Raw genomic sequence first — 12,870 nt, 5'->3', positions numbered from 1 at the left:
AATACCCGTTGTTCGAATCGTTGCGAAAACAGGAGGTAAACATGAAAAAGCAGATGCAGTTCCTGAAAAGCAAAAGGGCAAAAGGCGTTGTGGCCGCCGTGCTGGCCGTCGCGCTGGCGCTGGGCGCCACGGCGTGCAAATCTCAGACGGGAGGCACCACAAGCGGCACCGTTTCGGTGGACACCAAGATCACCGGTCCGGTCACCATCGACTTCTGGCACGCCATGACGGGCGCGCAGGCTGCCGAGCTCAAACAGCTTGCAAGCGATTTCATGGCCCAGAACAAGAACGTCACCGTCAATCTCGTGGCGCAGGGCGGTTACACCGACCTCCAGCAAAAGCTGATGGCCGCGGCCAAGGCGCACACCTCCCCGGCGATGGCGCAGGCGTATGAAGACTGGGAGACTGATTACATCCAGAACAACCTCATCACCGACCTCACCCCGTATAAAGATAACAAGACCGTCGGCCTTTCCAGTACGAGTTACAATGATTTTGTCAAGGTCTTCCGCGATTCCAACACCTGGAACGGCAAACTGTATTCTCTGCCGTTCAATAAAAGCACCGAGATCCTGTTTTACAACACCGATTACTTCAACCAGTTCGGTCTTTCCGCTCCCAAAACCTGGGATGACCTGACCAACGATGCCAAGAAATTGACCACCACCATCAATGGGCGAAAAGTTATTGGCGTCGGATTTGAAAACTCCCTCGGCATGGTCGATTTCCCGTCTTTCCTCCAGCAGGCGGGCGGCACCTTTGTGGACGACAGCACCGGGAAGGTCAAATTCAATTCTACCGAGGGTAAAACCGCGCTGAGCTACCTCAATGACCTGTTCCAGAGCAGCGAGGCGCGCATGGCCAATGAGGACCAGTATATCTCCAACGTCTTCACACGCGGCGACGTGGCGATGGCGTTCGGCTCCTGTGCGGGCATGAGCTTTATTGCCAGCGGCGCGAAAGGCAAATTTAACTGGGCTACCGCTCCGCTTCCCAAGGGCAAAAAATCGGCGGTGCCGTTCATGGGCACCAATCTGGTCGTTTTCTCGTCCGTCTCCTCGCAGCAAAAGCTGGCCGCGTGGGAGTTCATCAAATATCTGACTGATAAAGACCAGACCATTCAATGGGCGGAAAAAACCGGATATGTGCCGGTGCGTACCTCCGCCCTGAACGACAGCACATGGAAAAGCTTTGTCCAGCAGAACCCGGTCTACAGCGCCGCTGTAGATCAGTTCGGCGCGGGTTATTTTCTCACCCGTCTGAACGGTTCCGACAATGCGAACAACAAGCTCACCACCGATATCCAAACGGTTATGCTGGGTAAGGCCTCGGTGAACGATGGGCTGAAAACCGCCGCGGACAATTATCAGAAAGCTCTGGATGACGCCAAAAGCTGAGTTTCCGGACAGATCATAAAGGGATCGGCACAGGGGCAAGGCTGTAAGCCATGCCTCTGTATTTTATAGGAGAAATGACATGCAGGAAAAAACAAGGATCCGGTTTTGGGGCGGCCTGAGTACGATCGGAGGCACAATTGTTTCTCTTGAACACGGTGATTTCCGTATCGTTTTCGATTTTGGAATCATCGAAACAAAAACAAGCGGCATCCTGCGCTATGGAATTCATATGAAATCCGAACAGATTGTCCGGGATTTTCTCACACTCAGGCGTCTCAAGCCCATCAGTGGCCTTTATCGGGCGGAAGACATCGAAGGGCTGCCGTTGCGCCCGGCCGAGGCGGACGGCAAAACCGCAGTATGTATCACGCATCTGCATATCGACCATATGGGGGCTCTGAGCCTGTTGAGCCCGTCTGTCCCCGTTTTTCTTTCCGAACCGTCTCGAACCTTATATGAGGCGCTGCATTTTGTGGAAGACGGGACGGAATGGAACCCGCAGATTCAAGCGGTTGACACGACAAAACCGGTCGCGTGGGGCCCGTTCACGGTGAAGTTTCTGGAGGTGGATCACGACGTGCCGGGCGCGTGCGCATTGCATATCGCCGCGCCGGATGTTCGCCTGCTGTATACGGGGGATGTGCGTCTGCATGGCAGGCATCCCGAAAAAACACGGCGCATGGCGGAGACTGCCCGGACATTGGGAATTGATGTGGCGCTGGTGGAAGGGACGGCCCTGCGCGGCCGGGAGGAAACTCCATTACCTATTAAAGCGGACAGCAAGCTACCGCCGGACGTTATCACGGAAGACGGCGTCCGTGAACGGATGGCGGCGCTGATCGCCAGAGCAAAGGGGCTTGTCGTAATCAATCTCTATCCCCGTAATGTCGAGCGGATCGACGCGGCGATGGACGCGGCGATCCGAAACGGGCGTACCCTGGTGCTAGACCCGAGGACGGCGTTCGTTGCGGAGAAAATGGGGTGCGCGCGGCGTTTCCGGGTATTTTCCGGCGGGCACCAGACCATGTCCCCGGACGTTTTGCAGAATGCGTGGCACTGGATTGATGTGGATGAAATCAATCACGATCCGCATCTGTTCGCGCTGCAAAACACCTATCAAAACAGTTTGGATCTGCTTCGGTTCCGGTTACATGACGGGCTTTACATCCATACGGGTGGCACACCGCTTGGAATTTACGATCCCAGAGATCCTTCCTTTCGGGATTTTGTAAGCTTTCTTGGGATCGACACCGTACCCATTTACTGCAGCGGGCATGCGTTTCCGAAGAATCTGAAGTATTTGGCGGAGCGTCTGAACGCGACGGTGACCATACCGCTTCACAGCCTGCATCCGGAACGTCTGGCAATCGAATTGTGCGGCAGCTTTTTACCTCAATATGGCGTACAGTATATTTTTAAAAATGGTCAACTGGTCGTTGAAACGCCGACGTAATCTGTTTTGGGGTTTGACTTGCGCACGCTGCTCTTATTTTTCTCTATTGCCTGTAAACAGGGCGATGGAGATTTTTTTACGGGATGATCCCGGCTGCTCTTGCTTATACCTGAAAGTCTATGGCAGTCTCGTTCGGAGACGATCTGTGTGTGCAAGCAATAAAAAAGCCAATCGGACATATCGGTACAAACGGGTCGAAGCTGCTGTGTGAAAAACGGAATATCATGTGCGTTTGCGGAAGATGCCGCGTTGGTATGTACGAAGCCGTGCCCATTACGTTATGAGCGCCTACTGTGACGGGCGGATAGGAAACAAATGAACAACCCATAAAAAAAACTCCCGCACCGGAAAGCAGCCCGGTGCGGGAGCCCATGCAGAAGATGTTTGCTGCGCATGGGAAGGTCAATTTACGCTGATGCTCGTGGAAGCCCACTGTACATCGCCATCGTTGCCGATGCCGGCGACAGCCAGGTTATACGTACCGGTGGGCAGGCTGGCCATGCTGACCGTTAGGCTGTAGCCGCTGTTCAGCATGCCGTAGGCGGGGAAGGCACCGGCTACATCCGAACGGTTGGTCATGTCGTCGGACAGGACGGAACCGAGCTTATGCGGCGTGTTGGAGTGGTCGTAGACATAGACGTCTACGCGCTGAATGCCGGAATGGTTGAGCGCCCAGCCGGAAACGGTGAAACTTTGCCCCGACACGCGGGCGCCGGATGTCGGCGCGTCAATGTGAGTTTGCGGAGCAGGGCCGATGGTGATTAGCCGGGAAGCCCACTGCACATCGCCGTCGTTGCCGATGCCGGCGACAGCCAGGTTATACGTGCCGGCAGGCAGATCGGCCGTGCTCACGGAAAGGCTGTAGCCGCTGTTTAGCATGCCATAGGCGGGGAAGGCACCGGCAACATCCGAACGGTTGGTCATGTTGTCGGACAGGATGGAACCGAGCTTATGCGGCGTGTGGGATTGGTCGTAGGCATAGACGTCTACGCGCTGAATGCCGGAATGGTTGAGCGCCCAGCCCGAGATGGTGACGTTCTGCCCGGTCACATAATCGCCGTTGCCAGGCGCGTCGATGCAGGTCTGCGGAGCAGGGCCGATAGTAAGCGACCGGGAAGTCCACTGCACGCTGCCGTCTTTGCCGATGCCGGCGACAGCCAGCGTATAGATGCCGGCGGGCAGACCCGTTGTGCTTGCGGAAAGGCTGTAGCCGCTGTTGCATGTGCCGTAAGCGGGGAACGCGTCGGCCACATCTATCCGCGCCGACAGGGCGTCGGAGGAGACGGAGCCGAGCTGGTGCGGCTTGTTGGAAGGATCATATGCATAGATGTCCACGCGCTGGATGCCGCTGGAGTTGAGTGCCCAGCCGGAAACGGTGAAATGATTCCCGGTTACGTAAGTATTGTTTGCCGGTGTGTCGATGCGGGTTTGTGCGGGAAGGGTACCCAACGTAATGCCTCTTGAGGCCCACTGTACGCTGCCGTCGTTGCCGATGCCGGCGACGACCAGCGTGTAGTTGCCGGCAGGCAGGGCGGATGTATCATATTGGATCGTGTATCCGGCTGCGTTCAGTCCCAGATAGCCAGCCTGCGCATAAGCGCCGGCGACATCCGTGCGGTCGGTCATATCTTCGGCCGGAACGGAGCCGATGGGCGTGGGCGTTCCACTGCTGTTGTACAGGTAGGCGTCCACCCGGTTGATGCCTGCGTGGTTGAGCGCCCAGCCGGAAACGGTTATCACCCCTGCCAGAGCCGACCCGTTTGCGGGAGTGTCGATGGTCGTGAGGGAAGCGGGACCGACGTCCATACTTCGCGTCGTCAACTGGGTGGAACCGTTTTGTGCGTTTGCCGCTACGGTGACGGTGTGTGTGCCTACCGTCAGGTTGTCGGCCGGGATGCTCACGGAAAACCCGCTGTTTGCGCCGTTCGGATAGTTTCCGTTGGGGTAAATGTTCTTCTGTACGTCCGGGCGGGAGGTGAACGCCGCAGAATATTGCTTTTCATTGGCGGTGCCCTTATCTATATAGATGACATTGGATGCAATGCCGGATGGGGCCACAGACCAGCCGGCGACCGTCCAGCCGCCGTCCCCCGAGGAATCGACAGCCAGTGTGTCGATCGTGGTCTGCGGCGCGCCGACCACGATCGAAGTGGTCTGCTGCACGGTGCTGTTGCCGGTATCAGTCGCGGTTACGGTAATGCTGTGGGTGCCGGACGACAGTGTTCCCGCCGGGATGGTATAGGAGAAATCGGCGCTGATTCCGGTTTCCGGCAGGGTCTGGAGCGCTTTGCCGTCGGCGGAAACCGTGACCTGTTTTAATCCCGCGTGCGCCGCGGCGGTGCCTCCTACCGGGATACCGCCGTAATAGGTCGCATTGGCATTCAGGGTGCTGCCGGAGAGGGTCAGCGGAATGGTGAACGCTTTCAGGCAGACATTGAGATTTGAGTTGCTGCCCGACTGGATGAATTGCGCGGAACCGCTGCTGGGATCCTGCGCGGCGGCCAGATCAATGGCGGTGGTGTCTTCCCAGTCGGTGCCGTTGTCCGAGACAAAGCTCTGTCCCGAGGATGCCGTAGCCTGTGAGGAATAGCCGCTGACCGGGCCCTCAATGGGGATCACGCCGCCCTGGCCGACGAACTCCACTTCCACCGCAAACTGTTTGCCGCTTGTCAGCGCCACCTGGTTGGAAAGAGCGGCGGTATGATAGCCGGCGTCCGCAACGGTGCCGGATGCGACCAGTGTGGCGTTGGTGAGCGATCCGGTGTAGTTCGGAATGATGTAGAGATTATAGGATGTGGAGGGGATGAGCGTATAGAAGCCCATGGCGGCGAGGCTGTCATTGTCCGATGCAGTGAACACGTTGGCCATCCACTGTGTACCGGAGCCCGACATCCCGATCTCACCCACTAGGCCCAGCGGGTCGTACTGATAATTCCGGTTGTAGTTGTCGGTGGATTCTGCGCTGTCGAAGACCGCGCTTTCCGACTGGCCGAGGGACTTATCATAATAGGAAACATAGAAATAGCCGCTGTCTCCCCAACTGGTTCCCCAACTATTGCGGCACAGGAACGCACCGTTGCCGGCGGGCGTGCCGCCCGCCGTCGTGGTGAAATTCGAGGCCGGATATGCATCGTTCCACCCAACGATGTCCACCGCGTGATTGGCGGTGTCATCATGCGGGTCGAAATAGCTGGAGGTGGACGCACAATAATAGGAATTTTCATCCATATATATGGGCGTGGAAACTGCACCGTCGTTCATCACGGCCTGCTTGATGGCGGTATCCGTGTCTGTGTCGCCGTAGCCGCTGCGACTGGGCAGCCAGTCCACATTCTGCACGTGCTTTTGTACGCCCGATGTGGTTCCTTCATTGAGCGGACCGTTCCAGCGTGCCAGGTATGCCGTGGCCATGAGATCGTTACCGCCGTCATTTTCACTTGCGTCGAAGCCTGCGTTCTGGACAAGGTCGCTTTCGGAAAAATCGTCTTCTTCGCCCGGCATCAAAAAGGATTCCAGAGAAGCGATGGCTGCATAGGCCCAGCAGTCTCCCTCCATTCCCTGGTCCCTGATGGGGGTCAGTTTATTGGTCGTGCGCAGGTCGTAGGAAGAAGGGATGCTGACGGCCCCATACCGGCGGGAAGCGCCCGTGGCGGCGTGGGGAATTTGCAACAGGGTGCTGCGGTAGCCCAGTTTCCGTGTGCCGCTCCCGGAGGATGCGGTATGCATCAGCGAGGTGACGGAAAGCCCGGATATACTGGCACCGGTTGTTGTCTGTACAGTGTACTGCTGTGCGGTGGAGGTGGCGGCCGATGCCGGCACCGAACTGGATAACAGGAAGAAAAATGCGCAAACTGCCGCGCATACGCGGGTGGTTTTGATTTTCATTGCGGCCCCCTTTTTTACGAATGAAATGTCATAGTCGATCAGCAGATGGATGTGCGCCGTCTGTTCCGCAGCCCTTTTCAGGCGATTTCGGTCAAAACGATTCGGGAAAAGCGGCATGCTCAAGAAGAAAATCCATCTTATTTTAACATATTTCGGCAATGTTTGGCGAGGGCTACTTGTGAAAAATATGTATCCGCAACGATATTTGGAGCAAATTTTCTCAAGGGCACCGGAAAAAGGCAAGGGTCAGGCGCGTACTTTTCGGGGCGCTGCCTGTGTGCGCCGCTGCCTGGCGAGGTCGGCCACGATCTCGCGCACGGCCCGTTCGCTCATGCCGTAGGTATCTACCAGTTCCTGGATGTTGCTGCCCGTGTATTGGCTGCGGATCTCTTTGTCGCGGACGTTTTTGAGGATGGTATCTGCTTTGTAAATGTAAAGATTGCAGCCGCCGTATACTTCCACCAGTGTGCGGTAGGTATCCATCCCGACAAGTTCGGCCAGATCGCGCTGTTCGCCTCTGAGATCGGATACCGTAAGCTGTTTCAGTTCCATGTGTGTTCCCTCCGTGTGTCGGGTACCTGTGTTTTCGGGTGCCGGCGGGGTTGCACAGCGGCCTCCGGCATGGTAAACTATAAAAAGCAAGGTACGTTGCTGTATACAGTATAAATGAGAATTCTCAATTTATCAAGTAGGAATATGCAATTTTTTTGAGAAAACTCTCTGACTAAAGGGGAAGGCCGTTGACGACCATAAACAGGATATTCCAGCTGATGGAAGCGCATGAGATGAACGCGGCGCAGCTCACCCGCGAAGCCGGGCTGACCGTCGGGCTTGTCAGCCAGTGGAAAAAGGGTGCGCAGAAGCCGTCATCCAGAAATCTGCAGAAAATCGCGGACTATTTCCATGTGTCGGTGGATTACCTCCTTACAGGCAAAGACGGGCCATCCGCGCCGTCGCTCTCCCTGCCCGAGGAAGACACGGTGGACAGCCAGCTGCGCGAGGTGAACTTCGCGCTTTCAGGCGAGGTGCATGAGCTGACGCTGAACGAAAAGAAAGACGTGCTCGATTTCATCAAGTTCGTAAAAGCACAGCGCGCCGCCAAAGATAAAAAAGAAGGCCGGGAACATGGACATACTTGACGAACTGTATCAGGATGCCGCCGAAAACCAAATCCCCGTTTATGACGGCCCGCTGGGAGAGATCAAGGGCGTCATCGCCGATCTGGGGGACGGTGCGGCTGCCATTGGCTTGAACACCGGCAAGATGGAAGACCGTCAGGAAACGGCCGAAACGTTTGCGCATGAGTTGGGCCATTATCACACCGGCACCTATTACCGGGCATACAACCCGCTGCAGTTGCGCAGCAAAATGGAATACAAAGCGGACGTCTGGACGGTGGAGCGCCTGCTCCCGGTGGAACGACTGAGGCGTGCGTTTGCGGAAAACTGCCGGGAATGCTGGGAACTGGCGGAATATCTGGGCTGCTCGGAGCGGCTGGTCGCCCGGGCCGTCCAGATCTACCGGCAAAAAGGACTGCTATAAAAATCCGGCTGTAGACAAAAAGGGCGGGGCCCCCATTGGGGGCCCCGCCCAACGCTTTAAAAGCGCTGATTACTGCATGCCGTTGATGGAACCGCTGGCCATGCTGTTTTCGACCTGCGCGATCATCTTTTTGACCATCTGGCCGCCGATGGAGCCGGCCTGACGGGAGGTCAGGTCGCCGTTGTAGCCCTGTTTCAGGGACACACCGACTTCGCTCGCAGCTTCCATTTTAAAACGGTTGAGGGCTTCACGCGCCTGCGGGATCAGGGTCTGGTTGCTACCATTGTTACCAGCCATATATATCTCTCCTTAAAAAGGTTTTTGTTTTGCGTTTGCTTTACTATTTTGGGTTTTGTGCGTTGAATTATGAAATGCAATTGTTTCTAATTTTTATGGTTTTTCTTGTTACACGTTTAATCCCTTATCCGGGAATGATATACCTGCCAGCCACAGTGCCGCCACGCTGGCCAGCAGCGGATAATCGTCGCGCGGGGAGGAGAGCGTCACCGGCAGCTCGCGCGGCTCCACCGGCGCACCGTCTGTGGCGTGGATCTCCCGCTGGAGGCTGACGACGGCGGTGGCGGGCGTGCGGCTGGAAAATGTGACGGTGTTTTTCTGCGAGAGCCCGCAGGTGACGATGGGAACATGCTGTGCCTGCAGCAGCGCGGCAGCCTCCTCGTTTTCCGGCTCCAGCACGGCGGCGTGGGCTCGGGGCAGGGTGACGCCGCCAAGCCCGCTGCAATTTGCTTTAAACAGCAGGATGCAGTGGTCCATCTGCACCGAACGCATCTGCCCGTCGTCCAGCAACAAATAGGAGACATCCGGCACGCAGGGCGGCAGAAGAGTGACGGACTGCGCCGTCAGGCGCAGCACGCCGACCCGCAGGCTGCGCAGCGCGGCCAAAAGCATATTGGCGATGTTCTCATCTTTCTCGGAACCATACAGGATGATGGGATTCATCCAATTCCTCCTGTCTGCGATCAAACGCGTTTTTTATTACGGCCATGCAAAAACACCTGCCTTTTTTTAGTATGCCCGTAAACAGGACGGTAAACCCGGCGGCCGGACTGTGCACCGCAGCGGCCCGGGCCGCGCTTGACACACCCCCAAGCATATGGTACGCTTTTTATGACAAAAATCGATTTTGCCGGCGTGAACGGCTTGTCCCGCCGCACGCGTTTAGAAAAGAGTGATGGATATGAAAAGCATTCAAAATCGCAGAGAACACGGGCCGCTTTTGCCGGGTATTGCGGTTGCCGCCGCAGTGCTGGCCGCCGCGACAGCGCTGACCGCCTGTATGGGCCACACCAAACCGGCCCAGTTGGTTTCTTCGTCCTCGTCTTCGGTATCCTCCGCCGTGTCATCACAGGTGTCGTCGACATCCGCTTCATCGGTTTCGTCCGGCAAGTCCTCTTCGTCGGCTTCGTCGACTCCGTCATCGTCGTCTGCTCCCGCGTCCTCGTCCGCTTCAATCGCCGCGGGCTACACCTTGTATACCAACGATCGTTTCGGGTTTTCCGTGCCGGTGCTGTCGTCGCTGAAAGCGTTCAGCAACAGCAGTTCGGGGCAGACGTTCACGTCGTCCGACAATACGGTGATCCTCAGTGTTTCCGGCGGCAACAACGCGGAAAACCTCAGCCCGTCCGATTATTTTGACCAGTATTTTTATCAGCGGCAGGCGGGCATCCTCTCCAAACAGGAAAGCGGCGATACCACCGTCATCACCTGGAATGTGGATGGTAAATTGGGCTATATCAAGTCTGTGGTGGGTACCGGCTCCATCAATACGCTTCGTTTTCAGTTCCCGGAAGGGCAGAAGGCACAGTATGATGCGGCCGCGCAGTATATGATGGCACATTTTGAAGCACCCGGTGTGGGTACCGCGCATTGAACCGAATGCGGGACTGCCGGCTCGGCAGGATGTTTTTTTGAACGTTAGGTTCCGATGAAAAAAAGACGGCAGGTGCAGAATGCACCTGCCGTCTTTTGAAATGCGCGGATCGTCCGCCCTGCGTATCGAACGAGGCGGTTGTTCCCGAATGGATGTGCCCGGTTATTTGTAGAGCGACGAATGAGCGGCCGCTTCGAACGCCTGCTGCATGGAGGCTGCTGTCGTGAAGAAAGAGCCGACGATGATGATGATGATGGCGACGATGGCAAGCGCCAGCGCGGTGCTGAGCGCATTCCATTCCGGCGTGGCGGTCAGCACGCCTTTTTTATCCGCAGAGTTTTTGGCGTACAGGTCGGTATAGGGGACGTTTTTGGAAAAAAGAAGACCAAAAAATTTAACGAGGAAGATGATGGTGCCGACGATGGGCAGCAAGACCCACCAGATGTTGGCGGGGCTGGTGCCGAAGCAGCGAAAAAGCCGGACTGTGGCGATCAGCAGGACGACTATGCCGACAAGATCCAGGATGACGGTGACAGGGTTGCCGGGTGCAAAGAGACTGAGGATGGAGGCGATGAACGGAAACATCATGCCGACGGTAAGCGGGTTGGAGAAGCGCACGGTTTTTCCATAGATCCACATATTGGCGACGGGTACCCAGGCCAACTGTTTGTTGGGGTAGTCGGTCTTGATGGCAAGCGCCCAGTTGATGGTGCTGTAGAACAGCCAGGAACCGATCAGGACGATCAGCGACCCGATTTGATAAAGGTTCATACGTCATTCTCCCTTTCTTGCATACAAACTGTATGTAAAAGCAGGGCGCTTATGCCCCTGCTGGACCACTTTGATACCCAAACCTATTATCCGGTATCTTCCACAGGATTGCAAGAGGGCGGGAAATATAAAAAGCCGCCGGGACTTGCCGGCGGCTTTTCCGGTCGGCGGGGCCTCCCGGGTAATACCTATGCAGTTGCGGGCGGAATCAGTCCGCAGATTTGCTGACGGTTTCCTTTTGGCTGGGATTGTTGGGGTTGGTTTCCCATATGCGATCGGCTGTTTCTTTCCACTCTTTGGAAATTTCTTCGGTTTTTGCGGTGACTTCCTCGGCGCTCTCGTTGTCCTGATACTGGGTGGAGTGTGCGCCGGAGGTGTTGACCATGCCGCGCAGTTTTTCGGGGTTATCCAGCAGCGGGCAGGGACGCAGCATGTTCTCGTTGAACGGCTGGCCTTTTTTATATTCCTGGAAGAGCGGGGACTGGAGTGCTTCCAGCAGGCTCTGTTCCTTGATGTTCGCGTTGGAATAATGGATGAAAGCGCAGGGCTCCACATCGCCGTTGGCGTTGATGTGCAGATAGACGCGGCCGCCGGCGATGCAGCCGCCCACATATTCGCCGTCGTTCCAGAAATCGAGCAGGAAAATAGGCTTGGTGCCGTTGTGCGGGTTGGTGCCGCGGAATTTGTGCAGCTGGCGGTACATATATTCGCGCTGCTCCGGACGCGCCAGCAGATCGGTAACGGCATCTTTGCCGATGGGCATGTATGTGAAGTACCAGCCGAAGGTGCATCCTTTTTCGATCATGAGGTCGAGCCATTCGTCGCTGCCCACCACGTCGGTGTTCTTGCTGTGGTAGCAGGTGGAGAAGCCGAAGATGATGCCGTGGCGATGCAGAATGTCCATGGCGTTCATCACAGCCTGATAGGTGCCCTTGCCGCGGCGCATGTCGGTTTCTTCCTCGAAGCCTTCCACGCTGATGGCGAACGCGAAGTTGCCCAGGCGCTCGACTTCGGCGGCGAATTCCTCGTCGATGAGGGTGGCGTTGGTGAAAGCGAGGAACATGCAGTCGTTGTTCTCTTCGGCCAGGCGCAGCAGGTCTTTTTTGCGCACCAGCGGTTCGCCGCCCGAGAACAGGTACATATAAATACCCAGCTTCTTGCCCTGCTCGATGACGCTGGCCAACTGCTCATAACTCAGCGAGACGCTGTTGGCGTATTCCGCCGCCCAGCAGCCGGTGCATTTGAGGTTGCAGGCTGTGGTCGGGTCCATCAGGATGGCCCACGGCACGTTGCAGTCGTATTTGGCTTTGCTCTTGTCGATGATCGTGTTGCCCACAAGGCCGGCGTTCACGATGAAGTTCGTCAGGAAGCGTTTCTGGGTATTTTTGTTCAGCTCGGTGAAATAGCGCTCGATCAGTTTGTACCAGTTGCTGTTCGGATCTTCCGCAATTTCCCGGAACATGCTGATCATGGACGCATAGGACGTTTTGGTCATGACCTTTTCCGCCCAGTTGATCATCTTGTTCAAGTTCTTCATCGGGTCTTTATCCACATATTTGTAGACTTCGTTGAGAACCAGTTTGCTGAGAATCTGTTTTGCGTTTATCATGGTTTTTCCTCCCCAAAAGAACCCTTTTGGTTTTGTGCATGCCGGACGGTGCCTGTTTCTCTGCGCTGTGAAAGCGGTGTGTCCTCAGGGCAGACCGATACGAACGGTCACGGCGGCATGCTGCAATATCCCTTGACCGCGTGATATGATTATCAAGCGAATTATACTATCGTTTCCATGGTATTGCAAGGTTTGACCGCTGATTTGCTGTCAAATTTGTGAAGTTGCACAGCAAACGCACCGATTCAACCGGTGTGGTCGTGCTTCATTTCCTGTTTCAGAAAAATCCACCAGGTGTGGACCATTGGGGTGCGGGCAGATG

General features: G+C 56.2%; 11 protein-coding genes. 5 read left to right on the top strand and 6 right to left on the bottom strand.

The features are described from left to right. Positions 1-41 precede the first annotated feature (41 nt). Entirely contained in the window at positions 42-1,397 is a 1,356-nt protein-coding gene (locus tag ETHHA_RS12075; RefSeq protein WP_013486242.1) for an ABC transporter substrate-binding protein, read from the top strand. Between the two features lie 79 nt (positions 1,398-1,476). Beyond that, positions 1,477-2,850, top strand: a complete 1,374-nt coding sequence (locus ETHHA_RS12070) for an MBL fold metallo-hydrolase (protein ID WP_013486241.1) — start codon at positions 1,477-1,479, stop codon at positions 2,848-2,850. 402 nt (positions 2,851-3,252) lie between these two features. Here the strand turns inward: ETHHA_RS12070 and ETHHA_RS14775 are convergent, their stop codons facing one another. Then, positions 3,253-6,735, bottom strand: coding sequence for a lectin like domain-containing protein (locus ETHHA_RS14775; RefSeq protein ID WP_159033377.1), 3,483 nt, complete (start codon positions 6,733-6,735; stop codon positions 3,253-3,255). 246 nt (positions 6,736-6,981) lie between these two features. After that, positions 6,982-7,287, bottom strand: a complete 306-nt coding sequence (locus tag ETHHA_RS12060) for a Mor transcription activator family protein (protein ID WP_013486239.1) — start codon at positions 7,285-7,287, stop codon at positions 6,982-6,984. A 218-nt stretch (positions 7,288-7,505) separates the two neighbouring features. Here ETHHA_RS12060 and ETHHA_RS14770 point away from each other — a divergent pair, with 218 nt between their 5' ends. Together ETHHA_RS14770 and ETHHA_RS12050 are read left to right on the top strand one after the other, a co-directional pair. After that, positions 7,506-7,874 (top strand): helix-turn-helix domain-containing protein, encoded by a 369-nt coding sequence (locus ETHHA_RS14770; protein ID WP_049776613.1) that lies wholly within the window; start codon positions 7,506-7,508, stop codon positions 7,872-7,874. Continuing rightward, a complete protein-coding gene (locus ETHHA_RS12050) occupies positions 7,861-8,277 on the top strand; it encodes an ImmA/IrrE family metallo-endopeptidase (protein ID WP_013486237.1) in 417 nt (138 codons plus the stop codon). The genes ETHHA_RS14770 and ETHHA_RS12050 overlap by 14 nt, the downstream gene beginning before the upstream one ends. 69 nt (positions 8,278-8,346) lie before the next feature. Here ETHHA_RS12050 and ETHHA_RS12045 read toward each other — a convergent pair whose 3' ends face one another. Both ETHHA_RS12045 and ETHHA_RS12040 read right to left on the bottom strand, forming a co-directional pair. Further along, positions 8,347-8,574 (bottom strand): alpha/beta-type small acid-soluble spore protein, encoded by a 228-nt coding sequence (locus ETHHA_RS12045; RefSeq protein WP_013486236.1) that lies wholly within the window; start codon positions 8,572-8,574, stop codon positions 8,347-8,349. Positions 8,575-8,682: 108 nt separating this feature from the next. Then, positions 8,683-9,237, bottom strand: coding sequence for a hypothetical protein (locus tag ETHHA_RS12040; RefSeq protein WP_013486235.1), 555 nt, complete (start codon positions 9,235-9,237; stop codon positions 8,683-8,685). Between the two features lie 238 nt (positions 9,238-9,475). Here ETHHA_RS12040 and ETHHA_RS15695 point away from each other — a divergent pair, with 238 nt between their 5' ends. After that, a complete protein-coding gene (locus ETHHA_RS15695) occupies positions 9,476-10,168 on the top strand; it encodes a hypothetical protein (protein ID WP_013486234.1) in 693 nt (230 codons plus the stop codon). Positions 10,169-10,330: 162 nt separating this feature from the next. Here the strand turns inward: ETHHA_RS15695 and ETHHA_RS12025 are convergent, their stop codons facing one another. After that, positions 10,331-10,939, bottom strand: coding sequence for a hypothetical protein (locus ETHHA_RS12025; protein WP_013486233.1), 609 nt, complete (start codon positions 10,937-10,939; stop codon positions 10,331-10,333). A gap of 208 nt (positions 10,940-11,147) precedes the next feature. Beyond that, positions 11,148-12,548, bottom strand: a complete 1,401-nt coding sequence (locus ETHHA_RS12020) for a radical SAM/SPASM domain-containing protein (RefSeq protein ID WP_013486231.1) — start codon at positions 12,546-12,548, stop codon at positions 11,148-11,150. Positions 12,549-12,870 lie beyond the last annotated feature (322 nt).

Origin of the sequence: Ethanoligenens harbinense YUAN-3 (genome assembly GCF_000178115.2) — a bacterium.
GTDB lineage: Bacteria > Bacillota > Clostridia > Oscillospirales > Ethanoligenentaceae > Ethanoligenens > Ethanoligenens harbinense.
This window is presented reverse-complemented; position numbering and strand designations above follow the sequence as displayed.